Source organism: Kribbella jejuensis (genome assembly GCF_006715085.1).
GTDB classification, from domain to species: domain Bacteria; phylum Actinomycetota; class Actinomycetes; order Propionibacteriales; family Kribbellaceae; genus Kribbella; species Kribbella jejuensis.
Map to the genome: position 1 here is coordinate 3,261,726 of NZ_VFMM01000001.1, position 22,514 is coordinate 3,284,239.

The window sequence follows — 22,514 nt, forward strand, 5'->3', positions numbered from 1 at the left end:
CCGCATCACATCCGGAAGACGCCGAAGGTCGAGGTGCCTTCGACCGGGGCGGAGTGGATGGCGGACAGGCAGATGCCCAGGACCGTCCGGGTGTCGCGGGGGTCGATGACGCCGTCGTCGTACAAGCGTCCGGACAGGAACATCGGCAGCGACTCCGCTTCGATCTGACCCTCGACGTACGCGCGCATCTGCCGGTCACCGTCCTCGTCGTACGGCATGCCCTTCGCCTCCGCGGCTGCCCGCGCGACGATCGACAGCACACCGGCCAGCTGCTGCGGCCCCATCACCGCCGACTTCGCGGACGGCCACGCGAACAGGAACCTCGGATCGAACGCCCGACCGCACATCCCGTAGTGCCCGGCGCCGTACGAGGCTCCCATCAGGATCGAGATGTGCGGAACACGCGAGTTCGAGACCGCGTTGATCATCTGCGCGCCGTGTTTGATGATTCCACCCTGCTCGTACTCCTGCCCGACCATGTATCCGGTCGTGTTGTGCAGGAAGATCAGCGGCGTGTTCGCGCGGTTTGCGAGCTGGATGAACTGCGCCGCCTTCTGCGACTCCTCGCTGAACAGCACGCCGCGCGCGTTCGCCAGGATCCCCACCGGGTACCCGTGCACCGACGCCCAGCCGGTCGCCAGCGACGAACCGTACAGCGGCTTGAACTCGTCGAACACCGACCCGTCCACCACGCGAGCGATCACGTCCCGCGGATCGAACGGGATCTTGAGGTCACCCGGCACGATGTCGAGCAGGTCGTCGGCGGGCAGCAACGGTTCGTCGTACGACGGTTGCGGCGGCGGACCGAGCTTGCGCCAGTTGAGCCGGGACACGATCTGCCGGCCGAGCCGGATCGCGTCCTGCTCGTCGACGGCGAAGTAGTCGGCCAGCCCGGACTTCCGCGCGTGCATCGACGCCCCGCCGAGCGACTCGTCGTCCGCGTCCTCGCCAGTCGCCATCTTCACCAGCGGCGGGCCCGCGAGGAACACCTTGGCACCGCCGTCGACCATCACGACGTAGTCGCTCATCCCGGGGATGTACGCGCCGCCTGCGGTCGAGTTGCCGAACACCAGCGCGATGGTCGGGATCCCTTCGGCGGACAGCCGGGTCAGGTTCCGGAACATCGCGCCGCCGGGGATGAAGATCTCCTTCTGCGTCGGCAGGTCCGCGCCGCCGGACTCCACCAGGCTGATCACCGGCAGCCGGTTCGCCCGCGCGATCTCATCGGCCCGCAAGGCTTTCTTCAGCGTCCAAGGGTTGGAGGCGCCGCCTTTGACGGTGGGGTCGTTCGCGGTGATCAGGCACTCGACGCCCTCGACGACGCCGATCCCGGTCACCAGACTGGCGCCGACCGCGAAGTCGGAACCCCAGCCGGCCAGCGGCGAGAGCTCGAGGAAGTACGAGTCCGGGTCGAGTAGTAGCTCGATCCGCTCCCGGGCGAGCAGTTTGCCGCGCTGATGATGCCGCTCGACGTACTTCGGTCCACCGCCCGCGAGCGCCTTCTCGTGCTCGGCATCGAGCGCGGCGAGCTTCTCCAACATCTGCTGGCGATTACTCATGCCGTGTACCCCAGTCGTCTGGAGGCGAGACCGGTCAGGATCTCGGTGGTGCCGCCGCCGATGGCGAGGATCTTCTGGTCGCGGTACTGGCGTTCCACTTCGGCCTCGCGCATGTACCCGAGGCCGCCGTGCAACTGCAGCGCCTGATCACAGACCCACTGCCCCGCCTCGACCGCGGTGTTCTTCGCGAAACAGGTCTCCGCGACGACGTCCTCACCGGCGTCCGCCCGCCGCGCCACCTCGTGGACGTACACGCGCGCCACGGAAATCCGCCGCGCCATTTCGGTCAACGTGTGCTGCACCGTCTGCCGGGAGATCAACGGCCGCCCGAACGTCTCCCGCTCCCGGCACCACGCAACCGTGAGATCAAGGGCCCGCTGCGCCCCTGCATAAGCCTGCACGGCCAGCGTCAACCGCTCGGCCACGAAGTTGACCGCCAGCTGCACAAACCCGGTCCCCGGCGCGCCCACCAGGTTGCTCGCCGGCACCCGTACGTCGGTGAAGGACAGCTCCGCGGTGTCGGAGCACAACCATCCCATCTTCTCCAGCCGCCTCGAAACCACGAAGCCGGCCGCACCCTTCTCGATCACCAGGAGGCTGATCCCGTGCGGTCCAGCGCCATCAGTACGGACTGCCGTGGTAACAAAATCCGCCCGGCACCCCGACGTGATGAACGTCTTCGCACCGTTCACCACAAACACATCGCCCTCGCGGCGGGCCGTCGTACGAAGAGATGCGACGTCGGAGCCGCCGCCAGGTTCGGTGATCGCCAGTGCGCCGATCAGCTCACCGTCCAACGTTGGCCGAACCCACCGCTCGAGGTGCTGCTCGTTGCCTTCAGCAATGATGTGGGGTAGTGCGATCCCGCAGGTGAGCAGGGAAGCAACGAGGCCTCCGGAGCCGCCGGTGTAGTGCATCTCTTCGACCACCGCGATCGCGTCGAGCAGCGATCCACCGCCACCACCGACCGCCTCCGGAAACCCGACGCCCAGCAACCCGAGCGCGCCGGCCTTCTTGTGCAGCTCCCGCGGCAGTTCACCGTCCCGCTCCCACTGGTCGAGGTGCGGCAGCACCTCGGCGCGCATGAATCGTCGAACCGACTCGCGGAAGTCGTTCACAACAGCACCTCCGGTACGTCGACGTACCGTGACCGCAGCCATTCCCCGAGCGCCTTCGCCTGCGGGTCGAACCGCGCCTGCGCCGCGACCCCCTCACCGAGCAGACCCTCGACCACGAAGTTGACCGCGAACAGATTCGGCAGCAGGTACCGCGTCACGGCCAACGGTTGCGTCTCCGGCAGCAACTCCTTGAACAGCTCCACCGTGAGCGTGTGCGCGAGCCACCGCCACGACTTGTCGTCCCGTACCCACACGCCGACGTTCGCGTCACCGCCCTTGTCGCCCGACCGCGCACCGGCGATCCGGCCGAGCGGGACCTCGCGCGTTCGCGGCGGTCCGCTCGACAGCTGCAGCAACGGCAGCGGTTCCTCGATGTCGTCGACGGGTTCGAGCGGCAGTGTCTCGGGCGCCGGCTCGATCACGGTACGCGAGCCGTCCGGCAGTACGACGACATGCTCGACGTCGTGGATGTCGACGTACCCGGCCTGGAACACGCCGTACGGCGAACCCTCACCAGGTGGCGCGGTGACGTGGAAGCCGGGGTAGCTCGCCAGCGCCAGCTCGACCGCCGCGCTGCTGAACGCGCGTCCGACGACCTTCGGATCGAGGTCCTTCACCGCGCAGCGGAGGAAAACGCTGGCCTCCTCCTCGGTCTCGGCGTTCGGCTTCTCGGTCCAGGCGAGCGACCACTTCAGCTCCGCGGGCCGCTTCGGCAGCGCGTCCTCCAGTTGCTGCTGGACGAGTTCGGCCTTCTGCTCGAGTTGCAGGCCGGTCAGGACGAAGTCGACCTCGTTGCGGAAACCGCCGACGCTGTTCAGCGAGACCTTGTACGTCGGCGGCGGCGCCTCACCGCGGACGCCGGAGATCCGGACCCGATCCGGACCGTCGGCGCTGAGCTCGATCGTGTCGAGCCGGGTGGTGACGTCCGGACCGGCGTACCGGGCGCCGGTGATCTCGTACAGCAGCTGCGCCTTGACCGTGTCGATCGTGACCGCGCCGCCGGTGCCGTCGTGCTTGGTGATCACGCTGCTGCCGTCCGCGTGGATCTCCGCGATCGGGAACCCGGGTCGGCCGAAGTCGCGGATCTCGGTGAAGAACGCGTAGTTCCCGCCGGTGGCCTGGCACCCGCACTCGATCACATGCCCGGCCGCGACCGCACCGGCGAGTTCGTCGTACTGCGTCCGCCGCCACCCGTGATGCGCCGCGGCCGGCCCGACGATCACCGAAGCGTCGGTCACCCGCCCGGTGACCACCACATCAGCCCCGGCATCCAGCGCCGCCGCGATGCCCCACGCGCCCAGGTAAGCGTTGGCAGTCATCGGCTGACCCAGCCCCAGCTCTTCGGTCCTGGGCAGGAGGTCATCGCCCTCGACGTACGCAACCTTCGGATGCAACCCGAGCTTCTCCGCCAGCTCCTCGATCGCCGCGGCCAGCCCGGCAGGATTCAACCCACCCGCATTGCTGACGATCTTCACGCCTCGGTCGAGTGCCTCCCCCAGCCCGGTCTCGAGCTGCTTGAGGAACGTCCTCGCATAGCCCAGCTCAGGGTCCTTCAGCCGATCGCGCCCGAGGATCAGCATCGTCAACTCGGCCAGGTAGTCGCCCGTCAACACATCCAACGGCCCGCCGGTCAGCATCTCCTGCACAGCACTGAACCGGTCACCGTAGAACCCAGACGCATTCCCGATCCGGATCGGTGCCTTCATGCGAACTGCCCCGGCTCCCGGCCCTTCCCCGGCATCCCGGCGAAGGCCTGGATGATGCTGAGCCATTCCTCGGCGTCAGCCCCGTCCGCCTCGACCGACAGGTCGTCGCGGTGCCGCCGCTGCGTCGCCAGCAGACAGAAGTCGAGCGCCGGAGCCGTCACCCGCTGAGCCGCGTCCTCCGGCCCGAAGACCCATGCATCACCGTCAGGTCCGGTGAGTTCGACGCGGAACGCCTCCACCGGCGGGGTCCGATTGCTGAGCACGTACGCGAAGTCCCGCGTGCGCACCGCCAGGTGGGCGACGTGGCGCAGCCGGTTGCTCGGTTGGCGGCGTACGCCGAGCGCGTCGAACACGTCCTGTCCGTGCGCCCACGTCTCCATCAACCGCGCGGTCGCCATCGACGTCGGGCTCATCGGCGGTCCGTACCACAGCACCTTCTCGCCCGCCGGCACCTTCTTCAGTGCCTCGGCGAGCTCCGCGCGCGTCTCCCGCCAGTACGTCAGCAACTCGTCCGGCGGCAGCGCGGCAGTCTCCGCCGCCCCGTCGTCGACGTACGTCGCCGGACTGGCCGCGGCGACCTGCAACGAAGCCTTGAATGCCTCAGGATCCGTCGCCGCGAGCTGCGCCGCCTCGTCCGTCCAGGCCAGGTGAGCGATCTGATGTGCGATCGTCCAGCCTTCGGCCGGAGTCGGGGTGGACCACTCGTCCGCGGCCAGCCCACCGACCAACCGGTCCAGCTCGGCACTCTCGGCCCACAGATCCGCCAGCACTTCGTCCAGTTGCACGCTGCACTCCCTCGCCGGGATCGATGCAGCCGAGCTTCCCACTCCCGGCAAAAAGAATCAAGCGTGCTTGTTTTCCGTTTCGCAGCTGCCACCGACGGCCAGGCGACCGTCGGCGACACCCGCTCTCAGTGCTTGCTGCGGCGGACCATCCGAACGAGCCGGGTCCAGGCGTCGCGGACCCCGGAACGGGGAACCCGGACGGGTAGTGGCTGCGAGAGCCCATCGACGGCGGACGGCGGCGTGCCTGGCGTAGACGGTTCGGGCGTGTCTCGACGATTGATGGCCGACATGACATCTCCTCAAGAGGGCCGGTACGGCTGGCAGCCTCAAGGTGGGGTGTCATCGATTCCGGGACTGCTGCCCACAGTACGCCGGTTGTCACCAGAAAGCGCTTGCATGAGGCCGGCAATAACTGAGACTGGTCTGTTCAACGGTGATCTAAGGGGTTCCGGAGTGTTCCAGTAGCTGCAACCCAGGTGCAATGCATGCTTCGCTGCCGGGGAAGGCCGCCGGGATCCGGGCGTTGCTGCTGAGTCTGATCGACACGTTGCCCGAGGGCGCCGCGCTGCCGCCGGAGCGGGAGCTGGCGGCGCGCTGGAACGTCGCCCGGATGACGCTGCGGCGTGCCGTCGACGAGCTGGTGATCGAGGAGCTGCTGGTACGGCGACACGACAGCGACACGTACACGACCCGGCCGAAGGTGGCGCGTTGGCTCGGGATGATCGGGTTCTCCGAGGACATCCGGCGGCGCGGGATCCGGCCGGGCAGCACGATGCTGGAGTTCCGGCACCACAAGGCCGAGCCTTCGCGTCGGCGCCAAGGGTGTCTAGCGGAAGACCCCGGTGTGGCCGAGCGAGTACCGGCCGGGCTGTGGAAAGACCGCCAGGCCGTGTGGGCCTTTGCCGACCGGGATCCGGGCGAGCAGCTTGCCGTCGCTGAAGCGGATCGCGTACACGACCGCGTTGTACCGTCCAGACACCCACAGCACCTGGCCGTCCGGCGAGATCCCGCCCATGTCCGGGCTTCCGCCGCCCGGGATCTTGATCTTGCGGACCACCTTCCCGGTGACGAAGTCGAGCATCGAGATCGACCCCTCGCCGCGGTTCGTGATGATCAGGTACCGCGAGTTCCGCGTGACGTACAGCCCGTGCGCGCCGAGGCCGGTCGGGATGAACTTCAGGATCCGCACCGGCGGCTGCGCGGACAGGACCCAGAGGCCGTTGGTCATCATGTCCGCGACGTAGTAGAACCGTCCGTCCGGCGACAGCTTCACGTCCTGTGGCATCGGCGCGTGCATCCCGCGCTGTCCAGGCAAGCGCAGCACCTGCAGAACCTTCTCCGCGGCGGTGTCCACGAGCAGCAGTTGCCCGGAGAACTCGCAGGACACCAGGAACGACGTACCGTCGGCTGAGAAGTCCGCGTGGTTCACTCCGGCGCACGGCACCGGTAAGACCTTCTGTACGGCCATCGTGTGCGGGTCACGGAAGACCAGTTGCTTGTCGTTGGACGCCATCACGACCGCGTGTTTGCCGTCCGGGGTGAAGTACAGGTTGTACGGGTCGTGGACGGCGACCGGCCGGCCGGGGAGCCCGGTGAGCGGGTTGATCGGCGTCAGCGTGTTGCCGAGGTCGTTGTTGACCCACAGTGTCTTCAGGTCCCACGACGGTACGACGTGTTGCGGCTCGCGCGCCGTCCGGAAGGTGCGGATCACCTTGTACGTGCGCGGGTCGATCTCGGTCACGGTGTTGCTGCCGCTGTTCGGGACGTAGATGCGGTACGGGTCCCGGCGGACGGCCGCGGCGAGCCGGCCCGGGCGGTCGGCGGCCCAGACGTCCTTGGGCGACAGCGGTGCCGGCATGCCGGGAAGCAGGTGGGGTGTGGCGGTCGGCGTGCCCTGGGAAGCCGGCGGTGGAGCTTGGGTAGAGCTGGGTGGTGCGGAGCTCGGTGGTGCGGAGCCGAGCGGCGTGCCGGCGGTCGTGGTCTGGCCGGCATTGGCCGAGCAGGCGCTGACGGCCAGAGCCAAGACCATGCCTAGGGCAACGATCCGCTTCATTGCAGGAGTTCGCTCAAGGTGACCGGGGCCAGCCGCTTCGTGTGCAGGCCGGACAGGATCTCCGGGAGCGCGGCGATCGTCACCGGGTGGCCGAGATGCAGGCTGACGATCGATCCGGGCCGGATGCCGTCGAGGACCGCCTTCACCACCGTGGCCGCGGGCGGGTCCTGCCAGTCGAGACCGTCGACGTCGTACGACACACAAGTAGCGTATCCGGACGCGGCGGCCGCCGATCTGATCAGTGGGGTGGTCTGCTGGGTCCCGGAGGCGCGGAACCAGCGGCCCGGGCTCCTCGCCGTACGACGAAGTACCGCCGCGCAGTCGTGGACCTCGCGCCGGGCCTCGGCGGCACCGAGCCGCCGCATCGGTTTGTGGTGCATCGTGTGGTTGCCGAGATCGTGACCGCCCTGGAGTACCCGGCCGGCCATCTCGGGATGTGCCACCAGCCAGGTGCCGACGGCGAGGACGCTCGCCTTGGCGCCCGCGTGCTCGACCAGGTCGAGGAGTTTGGTGGCGAGCGCCGGATCGCCGTTGCCGTGGAAGGTCAGGGCGACCTGCTGCACTGTTCGCGGACCGTGGCCGATTTCGACGGCTTCGGTCGGCGGCTTCGGCTTCGCGACAGGCCCAGGGGACGTCGCCGCCGGGGTGGTCGGCGAGGCGGCCTTGCTCGACGGACTAGGTGGTGGAGCGCTGGACTGGTGGTTGGTCGAGCAGCCGGCCGCGGCGCCGGTACCTATCGCCAGCAGGGCCGATTTCAGGACAGTACGGCGCTCCATACCGGCGAACGTACGGAGCCGTCGCTGAGCGGACCCTGAGCAGCAGGGTGGTTGCGGAACGGAACCGGCCGGTCACTAAGGTGGTCCGGTGGACCTCGCGAGCCCGATCAGCACAGTGGTGCCGTCACTCGACGGACCGGTGCTGCTCGTCCTGGCCGCAACCGAGGAAGGCCTGTCCGGTCGCCAGATCCACAAGCTCGCCGGTTCGGGCAGCGTTGCCGGCGTCCGGCTCGTCCTGCAACGACTCGCGACGACCGGCCTGGTGCACGCCGAAGACGTCGGGAACTCGTTGCTCTATCGCCTCAACCGCAGCCACCTGCTCGCGCCGATCGTCGAACAGTTGGCGAACCTCCGCAGTACGTTGCTCGGCCGCCTCGCCGAGGAGATCAGCAGCTGGGGCATCGCTGCGGTGCATGCCAGCGTGTACGGCGCGATCGCCCGTGGCGACGGTGATCTCGACAGTGACGTGGACCTGCTGCTGATCCGCCCGGACGACTGCACTCTGGAGGATCCGCGATGGACGGCACAGGTGGACCGCCTGATGCAGTCCGTGGTGGACCTCACCGGCAACGCCGCGCACGTCTTCGAACTCAGCCAGTCCGAACTCGCCGGCCACCTCGGCACCGAGGCCATCCTCAACGACTGGGCAGAGCCGAGCATCCGGCTGGTCGGCGTACCGCTCGACCACCTCGCGGTGCCACAGCCAGTGGGGTGAGAGCGGTGGTCGACCCGAAGTGCTTTACCGGCCGTGAATAGTCGGCAAGACTGATGACGATGGACCACCGCGTGACACAGATCGCCGTCGACGGCGGACAGTCCGCTCTCCGCCTTCGAGTACTCCCGTCCGGCAAGACCGGCACCGGGCCGGGCTACACCCACGGCCCGGAGGCCCTCAGCAAGCTCCTCGCCGCGATCGGCACGGCCGCCGCTGAGGCCGAGTTGGACGGGCCGGTCGACGTGGTCGCGCTCGGGCTCACGGGTTATCCCCAGGCGCCGGGTGCGGCGGAGCGGCTGGCGGCGGACGTCAGCCAGTTGCTCGATGCGGACGAAGTACGGCTGACCCAGGACATGGTCACCGCGCACGCCGGTGCGCTCCCCGACGGATACGGCGTGGTCGTTGCCGCAGGCACCGGTCTGGTCTGCCTCGCGGTCGATCGGGACGGTACCTGGCGCAAGCTCGACGGCCACGGGTACCTGTTCGGCGACGCGGGCAGCGCGTTCGCGATCGGACGCGCCGGGCTGGTCGCCGTCCAGCGGGCCCGGGACGGCCGCGGCCCTGCGACCAAGCTGGCCGAGACGTCGCTCGATCCGGTCACGCTCTACCGTTCGTCGACGTTGGTGGACGACGTCGCGCGGTTCGCCCCCGAAGTACTCCGGTGCGCCACCGAAGGCGATCCGGTCGCGCACGAGGTGCTCGTCAAGGCCGCCACCGACATCGCGGACACGATCGAGGCCGCGGTCGCGCAGCTCGCCGGCGAAGGACCCGTACCGGTCGCATGCGTCGGCGGACTGTTCACCGGCGCCGGCGAGCAACTCCTGGCGCCGGTCCGGGCAGCCCTGCCCGCACGTGCCCAGCTGACTCCCGCGGCCGGCAACTCGCTCGACGGCGCCGAACGTCTCGCCACCGGACCCCTCGGCACGTACGCCGACCTGATCGTGACGTACCGCCGATGAGAACCCTGGCCCCCGGCAGCCTGGTCGTGTCCTGCCAGCCGGGTCCAGGCAGCCCGTTCCGCGGCCCGGTGGCCATGGCACTGATGGCGCAGGCCGCCGAGGCGGGCGGCGCGGGCGCGATCCGGGCGAACGGCCCGGAGGACGTCGCGGCCATCCGTGCGGTGACCGACCTGCCGATCATCGGGATCCACAAACTCGGCGACCCGGCGGGCGTGTTCATCACCCCGACGTACGAGGCTGCGGCCGGGGTGGTCGCGGCCGGGGCGGACCTGATCGCGCTGGACGGGACCTTGCGCCCGCGGCCGGACGGACAACCACTCGCACACCAGATCGCCCGGGTCCACACCGAGCTCGGCGTACAAGTGATGGCCGACGTGGATACCCTCGAGGCCGGCCAGGCCGCTCGGGACGCGGGCGCGGACCTCGTCGCGACGACGCTGTCCGGCTATACCAAGAGCCGTACGCCGATCGAGCCGGACGTCGAACTGGTCCGGCGCCTCACCGCGAAGCTCGACCGCCCGGTTGTCGCCGAGGGCCGGATCCGGACCCCGGACGACGTCCGTGCTGTCTTCGATGCCGGCGCGTACGCCGTTGTCGTCGGTCACGCGATCACCGACCCGATGGACCTGACCGCCCGGCTGGTCGGCGCGATCCCGGCTCGTTAGTCGGCCTGGCCGACCTTCGCCATCGATCTTCCGTTCGGACGCCGACTGGCGTATCCATGAGCCATGATCAGGGCGAGCGCCGTGGGACTTGCGGCTGGGTGTTCTCATGGGGGTGTGACCTCTCGCCTCGCGCTGCCGCTCGCCGCGCCGACCGCCTCTTTAATTTCGGTCCTGACCGTATCTGATGGAATTCATCGGCAGATCACCGCCGGAACGACCGCGGGAGCGCGCACGTGACCGAACTCCTCCTGGCCGCGAAATCCCTGGACGTGACCCCACCGCCCGGCCACCGCTTGGACGGGTACGCCGCCCGTGCGGGCCTTTCTACGGGTACCGCGGATCCGTTGAAGGCCACGGTGATCTGGCTGTCGAGCGACAACGATCCGGGTGTGATGTGGCTGACATTGGACGCCATTGCTGTCGGTCGTGAACTTACTTGTGAACTGGCCGCCGCAGCCGGTGCCGCGGCCGGGATCCCGCCGTCGCACGTGGTGGTGTCGGCGTCGCACACGCACTCGGGTCCTTCGGGGTGGAGCGGCGAGATCCACCCGGTAATCCCTGCGGCGCGGGAGTTCGATCTGGTTGATCCGCTGGTCGGCGCCGTCGGTTCCGTACAGCTCGAGCGTCGCCCGGTGACCGCGTCGTGGCGCTCGATCGAGGTGGTCGGCGTCGGTACCAACCGGCATCACCGCAACGGCCCGCACGACAACACCGCCGGGATCCTTGCGCTGCATTCGTTGTCCGGCTCGCTCGAAGCGGTGTTGCTCGACTTCGCCTGTCACCCGACGACGTACGGGCCGGAGAACATGCAGTACTCCGCGGACTGGCCGGGCGCCGCCCGCGAGGCGCTCGCCCCGGCGGTCGTCGGGTTCCTCCAAGGCGCGGCGGGCGACGTCAGCCCACGCTTCACCCGCCAGGGTCGAGGCGCTCCGGAGGTCACGCGTCTCGGTTCGTTGCTCGCCGGTCGCGTGCGTGAAGCCCTCGCGCACCCCGGCCTCGAGCTACCCCAGTCACCGCCGGCCATCCGCCGTACGACGCTGACCCTTCCGATCCGCGACCTGCCAACCGCGGCCGAAGCCGAAAGGCTCGTGTGCGTTGCCGCGAACCACCTGAACGGCACCGACGACCCGTCCGGCCGGATCGCCCAAACCCGCCTGGACGGCGCCCGCGGCCAGGCCCTGATGGCAGGCGCCGCGCTGCCCCCCACGTACGACCTCCCGATCAGTGCCGTCACCATGGGCGACGTCTGCTGGATCAACCTGCCAGTAGAACTCTTCGCCATCCACGGAGCCCGCCTCCAAGCGGACAGCACCTACCCCGTCACCCGAGTAATCGGCTACACAGACGGCTACTACGGCTACGTAGTGGACCCCCCAGCCGCCGAAGCCGGCACCTACGAAGCCCTGATCACCTTCTTCGACCAACCCACCACCAACCACCTCCTGACCCAAACCACCACCTTCGTAAACACCTGACCCTCCCCCGCCGCTGTAGGCCGTCTACAAGCTTGTTGAAGTAGCTGGGACTTGGCTTCAGGGGTCGGGGCGGTCAGGGTTGGTGTGGTGATTGCTGATGACAACCAATGGGCAGTGGGCTGGTGATATGTCGACCTATGAACAGCTGATCGGGCTGCTCGACGGGGCTGGTGTGGGGTACAAGTTGATCGATCATGCGCCGGACGGGACCACCGAAACGGTGAGTGCGCTGCGCGGGCATCCGGTTGCGCAGGGGGCGAAGTGCATCATTCTGATCGTCAAGCCGAACAAGCGGACGACGAAGTACGTGCTCGCTGTCGTCCCCGGGGACTGTCGCGTTGACCTCGACGCCATCAAACAGCTGTACGGAGCGCGGTACGTCGGGTTTGCCGACGCTGCGACGGCGGAGCGGCTGGCGCGAACCATCCCGGGCACGGTGCTTCCGTTCAGCCTCGATCCGGAGCTCGATCTCATCGCCGACCCGGCCGTCGTCGCGCAACCGGAGATCTACTTCAACGCCGCTCGCCTCGACCGCTCCGTGATGATGTCCGGCGCCGACTACGCCGCGATCGCGAAGCCGCGGATCGAACCGATCACGCCGCGGTGACCTAGCGGCGTTGGTTCGGCGGGGCGGCGCGGATGCAGGGGATCAGCGCGCCGCCCCACCGGTCTATGGGGTCCGCCAGGTCAGGAGCGGGTCCACTTCTGATCGTCAGAGCCGTTGCAGCTGGCGGTAACCACCGCGGCACCGTTGCCGGTACCGGCTGCAGTCAGGCAGAGCGCAGGGTCGGCGACACTCGTCACGGTCTGGTCGGCGTTGAGCTCCCACGCCTGGTTGGTCGCGCCGGTGCAGTTCTCGATCGTGACCGACGTACCGGACGTCATGCACTTGTCGGCGTACACCGTGAGCTGCTTGGACGCGGTGTAGTTCCACGACTGGTTGCCGCCGTTGTTGCAGTCCCACAGGTCCAGCGCCGTACCAGGTGCTGTCGAGAACCCAGGTACGTCGGCACACCGTCCACTGGCGACTCCACGCAGCGGCTCACCCGGCGGGGACGGCGGGAGGGTGTTGGTGGGCTCGTCCTTCAGCAGACCCCAGCCCCACCACAGCTGGTCCAGCCCGCTGCGGCTGTTCACCTGCAGGTCGGCCGGGCCTACCTGGGTCGTCATCGAGTACGAGTCACCGGTCCGCAGCCCAGGCCAGTACACGATGCCCATGTGGTTCTCACGGGCGACCTGCGTAAGCGCTCCGAGGTACGACGTGTACACGTTGCCCTCGTGGTTGCCGTAGTTCAGCCCGATCGTCATGGGCGAGCCGGCCTCGTCGATGATCGTCCGCGACCCGTACGACCCGATCCGCGGGCGCAGGTTCGCCAGCCACGCCGCCTCGGTCGTGTCGGAGGCCCAGAAGCCGTAGAAGTGCAGTGACAGCAGGGTGCCCTTCAGCTCCGGTGCGGCCCCGACCCCGGTCACGTTGTCGTTGTAGCCGGTGCCGGAGATGACGATGCGGCTACGCGGTACGTCGCTGTGCCGGGCGATCCAGCCCGACGTCAGCGCGACCCAGTCGGGCAGCGAGTACCCGAACGGCTCGTTCATCGGCTCGAAGTACACGTGCGGGTTCTTGGCGTAGGCCTTCACCACGGTGTCCCACATCGCGCCGTACGCCGCTGGGTCGTCGACCCGCCCGTCCTTGGCGTTGTCGGCCTCCCAGTAGCTGAGGATGACGTTGAACCCGCGCCCGACCGCCGCGTCGATCGCGCCGCGGTACGAACGCCACCAGGTCGTTCCCACGCTCGACGGGTTGATCGGCAGCCGCACGGTGTTCGCCTTGAGCTCCTTGCGGAACTCGCCGACGATCCCGTCCGCCTTGCGGTACGTCGTCGCGTAGTCGTCCGCCGTACTGAGTCCGGACGGTACGACCGCGTCGTGGGCGTAGTTGTCGCGCGGATCGGCCCAGTTCACACCGCGGAAGGCGCTGGTGTCGGCGGGCAGCGGCGCGGCCGACACCGCCGTGGCGGTGACGGCCCCCGAACTGGTGGCTGTGAGGGCTGCGACGGCGGCCGCGACCGAGAGCGTCGCGGCGGCGAGGCGCCGGGCTGGTGATCTCATGCTGCCGATGTTCACGCAAACATTTCGCTCCGTCAATGCCTCGCCGGCGACTACCGTCCGCGACGAACGGCTACAGCACCAGCTCCGGCTGCAGCTTCTTCGCCGGCCAGACCCGCTGTTTGCGGGCCGCCAGGGTGGACGCGGCGAGCGCGACTGCGAACCACGCGCCGAGCGCGAGCAGGTCCCGTCCGAGCGAGGCGCCGGGCCCGCCGTACATCAGGTGCCGGACGCCGTCGATCGCGTAGCTCATCGGCAGCGCATGGTGGAAGAAGTACAGCGGCTGAGGGATCGTCTGCCACGGGAACGTGCCGCCCGCGCTGACCAGCTGGACCACCATCAGCACCAGTCCGAGGAACTTGCCCACGGCACCGAACCAGGCCGACAACGCGTGCAGGATCGCGACGAACGTGAACGACGTCAGGATCAGGAAACCCACCGTCAGCCAGGGATGTGCGGCATTGATGCCGAGGCCGAGGACGACGGCGACGAACACCAACGTCGCCTGGATCGCGCCGAAGAGGGCCGGAGGCAACCAACCGCCGAGAGCGACCCGGAAGGGCGACTGCAGGGCGGCGAGCGCCCGTGGCGACAGCGGCCGCACCAGCAAGAACAGCACGTACGCACCGATCCAGCACGCCAGGCTGAGGAAGAACGGAGCCAGACCGGCGCCGTAGCTGTCTGCGGTGGCCTGCGAGACGTTCTGCAGCGTCACAGGCGCGCCCAGCGTTTCAGCGACAGCCTTGCGCTGAGCAGCGGTCGGGTTGGGGATCTGCTTCGCGCCGTTCTGCAGGCCGGTGTTCAGCTGCGTCGCACCGGTCTTCAGCTGACCCACACCGGTCGCAAGGTTGTTCACACCGGTCAGCAGCTGCCCCTGGCCGGTCACGGCCTGCTTCTCGCCGGCTGCAAGCTTCTGAGCGCCTGTCTGTAGCGTCCCGAGCCCGTTCTGGAGCTGGTTGGCGCCTGCGCTGAGCTGCTGCGCACCACTGGAGGCGCTGCTGATTCCACGGGTCAGAGCCGGCGTGGCCTTGGCCAGCTGTGACGCGCCGTTCGACACCTTCCGCGCACCGCTCGCGAGCTGATTGAGCTGCTTGGACGTCGACTGGATCTTCGTGTTGGCCTGTACGACGGGAGCCCGCAGCTTCGCCGTCTCCTGCAGGACCACGCGGATCTGGTGCTGGCTGAGGCCCTGTGCCCTGAGCCGTTGCGCCAACTGTGAGTCGAACGTCTTGAGGTCCTTCACCAGCGTGCCGGACGCTGTGGCGACCTGCCTGCCGACACCGGCGATCTTCTCGTTGCCGTCGGCGACCTGATCAGCCCCGTCGGCCAACTGCTTCGTCTGTCTCGGGAGGGAAGCCGTCTTGTCCTTCAGCGTGCCCAGACCGTTGTCGAGCTGTGCGGCACCGGACGCCAGCGACGATGCGCCCTCCGACGCCTGGGTCGCACCGCTCGCAAGCTGCGTAGCGCCGGCCGAGAGCTGCTGCTGTGCCGTGTTGAGCTGCTGAGCGCCCGTCTGCAGCTTCGTGACCCCGGCAGCTGCGGAGGTGAGCCCGTTCTGCAGCTTGGCAGCCCCTGCGGCCGCATTGCTCACCTGCGTGTGGATGGTGTTGTAGCCGGCCAGCAACTGCGAAGCGGCCGTCTCACTCACCTGTGACGCCACGGTCTTCGTCACCTGCGCGACGACCTGGTTGGCGATGGTGTGGGCGATGTAGTTGTTGGCGTCGTTCGTGAGCAGCTCCAGCTCCGCCTGCCGTGGCTTGAAGTCGGCGCTCGACGCCAGGTCCGACGAGAACGTCTTGGGCAGCACGAGCGCGAACTCGTACTTCCCGTCCGACACGCCCTGCGTCGCGTCCGCACGGTTCACCTGATGCCAGTCGAAGCTCTTCGACTTGACCAGTTCCTCCGCCACCTGGGGGCCGACGTCGAGCTTCTCGCCGGTTGTCAGCGTCGTACCCTCGTCCTCGACGACGACCGCGGTCGGAATCTTGTCGAGCCGGCCGTACGGGTCGTGGTTCGCGTACAGGTACAGGCCGCCGTACAGCACCGGCACCAGCAGCAAAGCGACCACGGCCAGCTTGGGCAGCCGTCCGGCCGTCAGACGCCGCAACTCACTCAGGGCCATCCGCAGCGCGGTCACGCCTCTGTCTCCTCTTCGTCCTCAATGGCAATAACCGGCTCAACAGGCGCGATCGGTGCAACCTGTACGGGGTCAGGCTGGTCCGTCTCACCCATTCGCGCAGCCTTGATGTCCAGCAACCGCGCAGACGCGTCAGCGCACGTGATGATCACGCCGTACCCCTGGGCCGCCAGTCCGCGCCCCAGCTCGAACCACTCATGCGGGTCACCGCCATGCCGATCAGGCATGCACAGAATGACCACCTGTACGTCGGGACGCGCGATGGTGAGCTCCGTGAGCAGTCTCGTCCGGACGGCGACCGGCAGGTGCTCGAACCGCTTGTCGGCGTGCTCCGCGGCGTCATGCTCGTTCAGCCACTCAAGCACGGCCTTACGCCCAGCCTTGCGGCCGGCGATCGCGAGCTCCTCGCCGACAACGGTCTGCACGGGTAAGGCGTCGTCCGGCTCGGTGATGCCAGGAGCGTCGACAACGGCGACCCGGCGCCGCAGTACGGCGGGGTCGGTGCTGCCGTCGAGCCGGACCCGTCCGGTGTCGGACTTGAGCCGCCCGGACAGCCCCAGCGCCGCGGCGACGTGCCCAGGGCCCGGATAACCGGTCAGCAGCACCACCTGGTGATCCGCGACCGACACCGACGTGGCAAGCAGCATCGGTGCGTGCGGTCCACGCACGCTGATCCCGGTGGCCTCGAGCTCCATCCTGCATCCCCGTTCAATACGGTTGTGTATTCAATACAGAACTGTATCCTACTCCTATGGAACCTCCCAAGCGGCGTCGTTCGAACACGCGGGCCCGGCTGCTCGAGGGCGCCCTCGAGGTGTTCGCCGAGCGCGGCTTCCACGGCGCGTCCGTGGAGGACATCTGCGAGCGGGCCGGGTTCACCCGCGGCGCCTTCTACTCGAACTTCGGGTCCAAGGACGAGCTGGTGCTCGCGCTGTTCCAGGCCACCACCGACCGGTTGCTGGAGCAGATCGAGGCGCTGCTCCCGGAGCTCGCGAGTCAGCCCGGATCGCTGCTGGACGCCGTACTCGGCCTGCTCGACGAGACCGTCCCGGACCGACGGCAGTGGCATCTGATCTCGGCGGAGTTCACGCTGCACGCGCTGCGCGATCCGGACGCGGCGCAGGCGCTGAACAAGCAGCGGGCGATGTTCCGCGAGAGCCTGACCCGGTTGGTCGAGCAGATCACCGAGACGAGTTCGCTCGAGCTGACCGTCCCGGCGGAGCAGTTCGTCCGGATGGTGATCGCCGTCCATGAAGGTGCGCGGTCGCAGAGCCTGCTGGAGCCGGACGAGGTGCCGGCCGGCTCGCTCGAGCACACGTTCCTGCCGATGGTGCTGGCGGCGGTCAGCCGACCTTCACGCTGACCGTGTGGAGGCCGGTCGCGCCGTTCGGGGCGGGATCGGCCGAGGACTCGACCTGTGGATTGCCCTGTGCGTCGAACGCCCGTACCTGCAGCAGATGCATGCCGTGCGGCGCGTTCCAGGTCCAGTGCCACTGCCGCCAGGTGTCGACCGACGGGTCCGTGGCGAGCGTCGCTTGTTGCCAAGGGCCCCCGTCAACGCGGACCTCGACCTTCGAGACGCCGACGTGCTGGTCCCAGGCCACGCCGGCCACGGTCACCGGGCCCGCCGGCACCTTCTTGCCACCAGGTGTGTCGATCCGCGACGACAACTTGATCGGTCCCTGCGCCGACCAGCCGCGGAGGGTCCAGTACGCGTCGAACTTGTCGAACCGCGTCACCTCGATGTCGACCAGCCACTTCGTCGCCGAGACGTAGCCGTACAGCCCGGGTACCACGATCCGCACCGGGAATCCGTGCTCGACCGGCAACGGCTGGCCGTTCATCGCGAACGCCAGCATCGCCTGCCGGTCGTCGAGCAGCGTCGGCAGCGGCGTACCGGCGGTGAATCCGTCCTGCGACGACGACTGGATCGCGTCCGCGCCCTTGGACGGCCCGGCCTCTTCGAGCAGGTCCTTCAGCACCACGCCGGACCAGAGCGCGTTGCCGATCAGATCGCCGCCGACCTCGTTGCTCACGCAGGTCAGCGTGACCCACTTGTGGATGACCTGGCGCTTCAGCAGATCGTCGAAGGTGAGGTTGATTTCGCGGTCGACCATGCCGTGGATGCGCAACTTCCAGTCCGCGGGGACGATCTGCGGTACGGACAGCGCGGTGTCGATGCGGTAGAAGTTCGCGTTCGGCGTGGCCCACGGTACGGCGCCTTCCGCCTGCACGCCGGCCGGCGGGGCGAGACTCGGAGGCTGCGGCAGCGTGAGCTGTTTGCGGGCGTCGGCGACCGCGGCGCGATTCCCGCCGACGACCTTCCCGAGTACGGCGACCGCGGCCGATCCGATCGCGACACCTCCGGACAGTTGCAGGAACCCGCGGCGGCTGACCGCGTCGTCTGGGAAATTCACGAGTGGCTCGAGTCTGCGGCTGAACAGGCGCAGGACGAGGAGCGCGGTGATGCCGGCCAGTGCCGATGGGAGGAAGCCGGTCTGCCCGGAGTCCGCGCGGGTGAACGCTGCGGCGACCGCGATACCGCTGAGCACGATCGTGATCAGCGCGCCGGCCCAGTACCGCCGTACGGCGAGGATGCCGCCGACCGCCGCCACCACCGCGATAACGATCAGAATGCCGACCCGGAGCGCGGTCTTGTCGTGGGTGCCGAACCAGGAGATCGCCAGGTCCTTCAGCCACGGCGGCACCCGGTCGATGAAGGCCGAACCGATCGCCACCACCGGCGTCTGCGGCGTACCGAGAAGTCCGGCCGCGAGACTGCCGACCGCCAGCCCGGCCAGGGCGGCCAGGATGCCGCCCGCCGCCCCGCGCCAACGAGTGCCACCAGCAGCCTTGGGGTCAGCCTGTTGCTTCACTTCTCAACCATCGCGCGACGGGGCGCCCGACACCAGTCGAGCGCCCCAACCGTTAGTCGCGGGTAATACGTGTAGTTCGGTTGTTGCGGGTAGCACGTGTCGTTCGGTTGTCGTGCTGGTCAGATCCGGTCGGGCGTGATCGGCCCCAGACCCGGGCGGCCGTTCGGCCACCGTCGGGCGTTGTCGCGGACCCGGCGGAGCTTGCCGAGAACGAGGTCGCGGTCGTCCGCCAACTGGGACATCCAGAGGCTGTCGATCTCGAGCAGGTGATCCGGCAGCGCTTCACGCAACCGCCGCTTCCCCTCCTCGGTCAGGACGGCGAACGAGCCGCGGGCGTCGTCGGGGCAAGGCTCCCGGCGAACCAGGCCGAGGTTCTCGGCACGGTCGACCAGTCGGGTGATGCCACCAGTGGTGACGGTCAGCTCCCGGGCAAGGGAGGTCAGACGCTGCTTCTCCCCGTTGCTACGGGCCAGCCGCAGCAACAGTTCGAACATTGCCATTTGCAGTCCACTGCGCTTCAGGGAATGGCGCATCAGGTGATCCAGCTCGGCCGCTGCTTCTCGCAGCAACCCGTAGGCCGTCAGCACGTCGCTTTCCCATGGTTCGGCAGCGCGAGTGGGTTCTGCATCGGCGAGCGCTAGGGGCGAGCAAAGCGAAGGCGCGATGGTCATGGGCGGACTCTATTAGCTGACCAGTTCACTTCGCTACACGGGGTGACCTTTCGGCTACTCATCGACCCGGAACCGTAAATCTTCTGAGCGTAGCGGGGCCGCTCGATCAAATCCGGTCTAGAACGGTGAAATTCGAACTGCGGGGCCGCCGCGACAGTGGGAGGATAACCGTTCGCGCTCACTGGGGAGGGTACGGATGGCAGTGATCGAGGCGGCCGATCTGGTCAAGGAGTTCAGCCGGCCCGCGGTCCTGCCGGGCAGGCTGCCGCGGCTCCGGGGGTTGTTCAGCACCAAACGCGACACCACCCGCGCCGTGAACGGCGTGAACTTCGAGATCGAGCCGGGCGAACTCGTCGGCTACCTGGGCCCGAACGGCGCGGGCAAGTCGACGACGATCAAGATGCTCACCGGGATCCTCACGCCGACCTCCGGCGTCTGCCGGGTGGCCGGGCTCGAGCCGTCCCGGGACCGCGCCCGGAACGCCCGCAACATCGGCGTCGTCTTCGGCCAACGAACCCAGCTCTGGTACGACCTGCCATTACGCGACTCCTTCGAAGTACTCGCGGATCTCTACGACCTGGACCGGACGACGTACCGAAAGCGCGTCGGCCTGTTCACCGAACTGCTCGACCTGTCCGAGTTCCTGGACACGCCGGTGCGATCGCTGTCGCTCGGCCAGCGGATGCGTGGCGATCTGGTCGCCGCGATGCTGCATGAACCGTCCATCCTGTTCCTCGACGAGCCGACCGTCGGCCTGGACGTGGTCGCGAAGGCCCGACTGACCGAGTTCATCGCCGAGACCAACCGGACCCAGGGCACCACGGTGGTGCTGACGACGCACGACATGGAGGACGTCGAGCGGCTCTGCCAGCGAATCATCGTGATCGACTCCGGCGCCGTCCTGTACGACGGCGACCTGTCCCGCCTGAAGGAACGCTTCATGCCCCACCGCTTCCTCGTCCTCACCCTGTCCGAACGCACCCCGGCGGTACGCGGCATCCGTCGGGGCGTGGACATCCCGTTTGCGACTGAGGTGGAGGCCGACGCCGTTGGCGCGGTGCTGCCGCACCCGGAACGCAGCGTCGTGCTGCGTTTCGATCCCCGGGAGGTCACCACCCCGGAGCTGGTCGCCCGGGCGTCGCAGGTCTACCAGATCGACGAACTGTCGATCGTCGATCCACGGCTCACCGACGTGATCTCCCAGCTGTACGACGGACTGCTGACGTGACCACGGCAGCCCAGCGCGGAGCGGCGCAGAGCCGACAGGCGCCGACCAGGGCGGCTCAGGTCAGAGCATTCCGTGGCATGACCCGGGCCGGCACCCGGTCCGTCCTGATCTACCGCGGGGACCTGATCACCGGAGCGGTCACCCTTGTCATCCAGGTCGTCCTCGCGATAGCGGTCTGGCGGATCGTGTACAGCGGACGTGGGCCGGTCAACGGCGTGGACGCTCGTACTGCGGTCGCGTACGCGGCGATCGCGGCGTGTCTGCAATCGGTACTCCTCCCGTGGCAGTTCTCGTCGTTGCCGATGCGGATCCGGAACGGTCAGATCGCGACCGACCTGACCCGGCCGCTCGGACTGATCTGGCAGGTCCTCGGCCAGAACTTCGGCGTACTGCTCGGCCGCCTGCCGCTCGGGGCGATCGGTCTCGCGGCCGCGGCGGTCATCGGCGCGCTGATGCTTCCGCCGGGCTGGGGTGCGTTCCTCCTCTCGCTCGTGGCGACGGCAGGGGGTGTCGTGGTGGCGATGCTGTGCAACCTGATCGTGTCGATGGTGACGTTCTGGACGTTCGAGGTCAGCGGGCCGCTGATCGTCTACCGGTTCGGGAGCGCGTTCCTCTCGGGGTCGCTGATTCCGTTGTGGTTCATGCCGGGGTGGCTGCGGTCGTCGGTCGAGTGGCTCCCGTTCCAGGCGCAGGTCTACACGCCGGTGTCGATCTACCTCGGCCGGACCCGGGGCGGCGAGGCGCTGGCGCTGGTCGCCGTACAGCTGGCTTGGGTTGTCGTGCTGGCGCTCCTCCTCGAACTGGTGTGGCGGCGGGCACGCCACAAGGTGGTGGTGCAGGGTGGCTGAACAGTCGTGGGTGCGGCAGTACGTGATCCTCCAGCGCGCCGCATTGCGTGCGCAGTTGCAGTACCGGGTGAACTTCTGGACGACTCTGATGGGCGGTGTCGCCTTTCAAGGCACCCAGTTGCTGTTCCTCGGCGTCCTCCTCGCAAAGTTCGGTGTGATCGCGGGCTGGGGCTTCCCGGAGGTCGCCTTCGTGTTCGCGATGCGACTCGCATCGCACGCGCTGTACGTCGTTCCGTTCGGGGCGTTGATGTTGACCGACGAGATCGTCCGCGACGGCGAGTTCGATCGGGTGCTGTTGCGACCGGTGAACCCGTTCCTGCAGCTGATCACCCGGCGGTTCTCGCTGATGTCGCTCGGCGACGCCCTGCTCGGTGTCGGCGCGCTGATCATCTTCAGCCGGCAGGCACCTGTCGACTGGGACGCGGTCAAGCTCGCCTATCTGCTGCTGGCGGTGCTCGGCGGCGGCCTGATCGAGACCGGCATCGCAACCTTCTTCTGCGGCCTGACCTTCGTCGTCACCTCCACCTTCTCGCTGCGGATCTTTGCCGACAGCTCGATCACCCAGTTCTCCGGCTACCCGCTGACGATGTTCGGCCGCACGACCTTCTACGCCTTCTGCACCGTCTTCCCGATGGCGTTCATCTCCTTCCTCCCGGCAACCGTCCTGCTGAACCGCACCTCCGAAGTCCCGCTGCCCACGTGGCTGACCCTCGCCTCCCCACTGGCCGGCCCCGTCGTGCTGGCGCTCGGCTATGCGTTCTTTTCCAAGATGATGCCGAGATACACGAGCCCCGGGAGCTGAACTTCGGCGCCTGATGCTCCTATAGACCCGGAGCC

Annotated in this window: 20 protein-coding genes and 1 pseudogene; 10 read left to right on the plus strand and 11 right to left on the minus strand. The window is 68.3% G+C overall.

All coding sequences use genetic code 11. The annotated features are described in order from the left end of the window. Window positions 1-5 precede the first annotated feature (5 nt). The 4 genes from FB475_RS16095 to FB475_RS16110 are packed head-to-tail and all read right to left on the minus strand — an operon-like array spanning window position 6 to window position 5,168. Window positions 6-1,559, minus strand: coding sequence for an acyl-CoA carboxylase subunit beta (locus tag FB475_RS16095; protein ID WP_141856825.1), 1,554 nt, complete (start codon window positions 1,557-1,559; stop codon window positions 6-8). Next, complete coding sequence (locus FB475_RS16100; RefSeq protein ID WP_202878342.1) at window positions 1,556-2,677, minus strand: acyl-CoA dehydrogenase family protein; 1,122 nt, start codon at window positions 2,675-2,677, stop codon at window positions 1,556-1,558. Before FB475_RS16100 ends, FB475_RS16095 begins: the two co-directional genes overlap by 4 nt. After that, window positions 2,674-4,383, minus strand: a complete 1,710-nt coding sequence (locus FB475_RS16105) for an acyclic terpene utilization AtuA family protein (protein ID WP_141856829.1) — start codon at window positions 4,381-4,383, stop codon at window positions 2,674-2,676. Before FB475_RS16105 ends, FB475_RS16100 begins: the two co-directional genes overlap by 4 nt. Beyond that, window positions 4,380-5,168 (minus strand): TIGR03084 family metal-binding protein, encoded by a 789-nt coding sequence (locus FB475_RS16110; RefSeq protein ID WP_141856831.1) that lies wholly within the window; start codon window positions 5,166-5,168, stop codon window positions 4,380-4,382. The genes FB475_RS16105 and FB475_RS16110 overlap by 4 nt, the downstream gene beginning before the upstream one ends. 481 nt (window positions 5,169-5,649) lie before the next feature. On the opposite strand from FB475_RS16110, the pseudogene FB475_RS38390 reads away from it, so the two are divergent. Further along, window positions 5,650-5,787: pseudogene (locus FB475_RS38390) on the plus strand (hypothetical protein); the annotation flags it as partial. Between the two features lie 207 nt (window positions 5,788-5,994). Here FB475_RS38390 and FB475_RS16120 read toward each other — a convergent pair. Then, window positions 5,995-7,221 (minus strand): YncE family protein, encoded by a 1,227-nt coding sequence (locus FB475_RS16120; protein WP_141856833.1) that lies wholly within the window; start codon window positions 7,219-7,221, stop codon window positions 5,995-5,997. Beyond that, window positions 7,218-7,997, minus strand: a complete 780-nt coding sequence (locus FB475_RS16125) for a polysaccharide deacetylase family protein (protein ID WP_141856835.1) — start codon at window positions 7,995-7,997, stop codon at window positions 7,218-7,220. Before FB475_RS16125 ends, FB475_RS16120 begins: the two co-directional genes overlap by 4 nt. Window positions 7,998-8,085: 88 nt before the next feature. Here FB475_RS16125 and FB475_RS16130 point away from each other — a divergent pair, with 88 nt between their 5' ends. The 5 genes from FB475_RS16130 (at window position 8,086) to FB475_RS16150 (ending at window position 12,418) form a co-directional block, all read left to right on the plus strand. Further along, window positions 8,086-8,712 (plus strand): hypothetical protein, encoded by a 627-nt coding sequence (locus FB475_RS16130; RefSeq protein WP_141856837.1) that lies wholly within the window; start codon window positions 8,086-8,088, stop codon window positions 8,710-8,712. 71 nt (window positions 8,713-8,783) lie between these two features. After that, entirely contained in the window at window positions 8,784-9,671 is an 888-nt protein-coding gene (locus tag FB475_RS16135; protein ID WP_185759269.1) for an N-acetylglucosamine kinase, read from the plus strand. Continuing rightward, window positions 9,668-10,336, plus strand: a complete 669-nt coding sequence (locus tag FB475_RS16140) for an N-acetylmannosamine-6-phosphate 2-epimerase (protein WP_141856841.1) — start codon at window positions 9,668-9,670, stop codon at window positions 10,334-10,336. The genes FB475_RS16135 and FB475_RS16140 overlap by 4 nt, the downstream gene beginning before the upstream one ends. Before the next feature lie 233 nt (window positions 10,337-10,569). Then, window positions 10,570-11,811, plus strand: coding sequence for a hypothetical protein (locus FB475_RS16145; protein ID WP_141856843.1), 1,242 nt, complete (start codon window positions 10,570-10,572; stop codon window positions 11,809-11,811). 127 nt (window positions 11,812-11,938) lie between these two features. Continuing rightward, window positions 11,939-12,418 carry a YbaK/EbsC family protein gene (locus tag FB475_RS16150; protein ID WP_141856845.1) on the plus strand — a complete coding sequence of 160 codons (480 nt, stop codon included), beginning with the start codon at window positions 11,939-11,941 and terminating at the stop codon, window positions 12,416-12,418. An 80-nt stretch (window positions 12,419-12,498) separates the two neighbouring features. Here the strand turns inward: FB475_RS16150 and FB475_RS16155 are convergent, their stop codons facing one another. From FB475_RS16155 to FB475_RS16165, 3 genes are all read right to left on the minus strand, one after another. After that, the gene (locus tag FB475_RS16155) at window positions 12,499-13,920 is read right to left on the minus strand and encodes a ricin-type beta-trefoil lectin domain protein (RefSeq protein ID WP_141856847.1); all 1,422 of its coding nucleotides are present in this window, start codon (window positions 13,918-13,920) and stop codon (window positions 12,499-12,501) included. Window positions 13,921-13,990: 70 nt separating this feature from the next. Further along, on the minus strand, window positions 13,991-16,054 hold the full coding sequence (locus FB475_RS16160) for a YhgE/Pip domain-containing protein (RefSeq protein WP_141856849.1): 2,064 nt from the start codon (window positions 16,052-16,054) through the stop codon (window positions 13,991-13,993). Continuing rightward, on the minus strand, window positions 16,051-16,749 hold the full coding sequence (locus tag FB475_RS16165; protein WP_141856851.1) for an ATP-binding cassette domain-containing protein: 699 nt from the start codon (window positions 16,747-16,749) through the stop codon (window positions 16,051-16,053). The genes FB475_RS16160 and FB475_RS16165 overlap by 4 nt, the downstream gene beginning before the upstream one ends. A 56-nt stretch (window positions 16,750-16,805) precedes the next feature. On the opposite strand from FB475_RS16165, the gene FB475_RS16170 reads away from it, so the two are divergent. Next, entirely contained in the window at window positions 16,806-17,417 is a 612-nt protein-coding gene (locus FB475_RS16170; protein ID WP_141856853.1) for a TetR/AcrR family transcriptional regulator, read from the plus strand. Here the strand turns inward: FB475_RS16170 and FB475_RS16175 are convergent. Beyond that, the gene (locus FB475_RS16175) at window positions 17,398-18,930 is read right to left on the minus strand and encodes a molybdopterin-dependent oxidoreductase (RefSeq protein WP_141856855.1); all 1,533 of its coding nucleotides are present in this window, start codon (window positions 18,928-18,930) and stop codon (window positions 17,398-17,400) included. The genes FB475_RS16170 and FB475_RS16175 overlap by 20 nt on opposite strands. 119 nt (window positions 18,931-19,049) lie before the next feature. Then, window positions 19,050-19,430: a MarR family winged helix-turn-helix transcriptional regulator gene (locus FB475_RS16180; protein WP_238332174.1), complete on the minus strand. Its 381-nt coding sequence runs from the start codon at window positions 19,428-19,430 to the stop codon at window positions 19,050-19,052. Between the two features lie 367 nt (window positions 19,431-19,797). Here FB475_RS16180 and FB475_RS16185 point away from each other — a divergent pair, with 367 nt between their 5' ends. The 3 genes from FB475_RS16185 to FB475_RS16195 all read left to right on the plus strand — a co-directional run bounded on the left by FB475_RS16185 (window position 19,798) and on the right by FB475_RS16195 (window position 22,479). Continuing rightward, window positions 19,798-20,829, plus strand: coding sequence for an ABC transporter ATP-binding protein (locus FB475_RS16185; protein WP_141856856.1), 1,032 nt, complete (start codon window positions 19,798-19,800; stop codon window positions 20,827-20,829). A 77-nt stretch (window positions 20,830-20,906) separates the two neighbouring features. Continuing rightward, window positions 20,907-21,677 carry an ABC transporter permease gene (locus tag FB475_RS16190; protein WP_141856858.1) on the plus strand — a complete coding sequence of 257 codons (771 nt, stop codon included), beginning with the start codon at window positions 20,907-20,909 and terminating at the stop codon, window positions 21,675-21,677. Beyond that, complete coding sequence (locus FB475_RS16195) at window positions 21,670-22,479, plus strand: ABC transporter permease (RefSeq protein ID WP_141856860.1); 810 nt, start codon at window positions 21,670-21,672, stop codon at window positions 22,477-22,479. Before FB475_RS16190 ends, FB475_RS16195 begins: the two co-directional genes overlap by 8 nt. Window positions 22,480-22,514 lie beyond the last annotated feature (35 nt).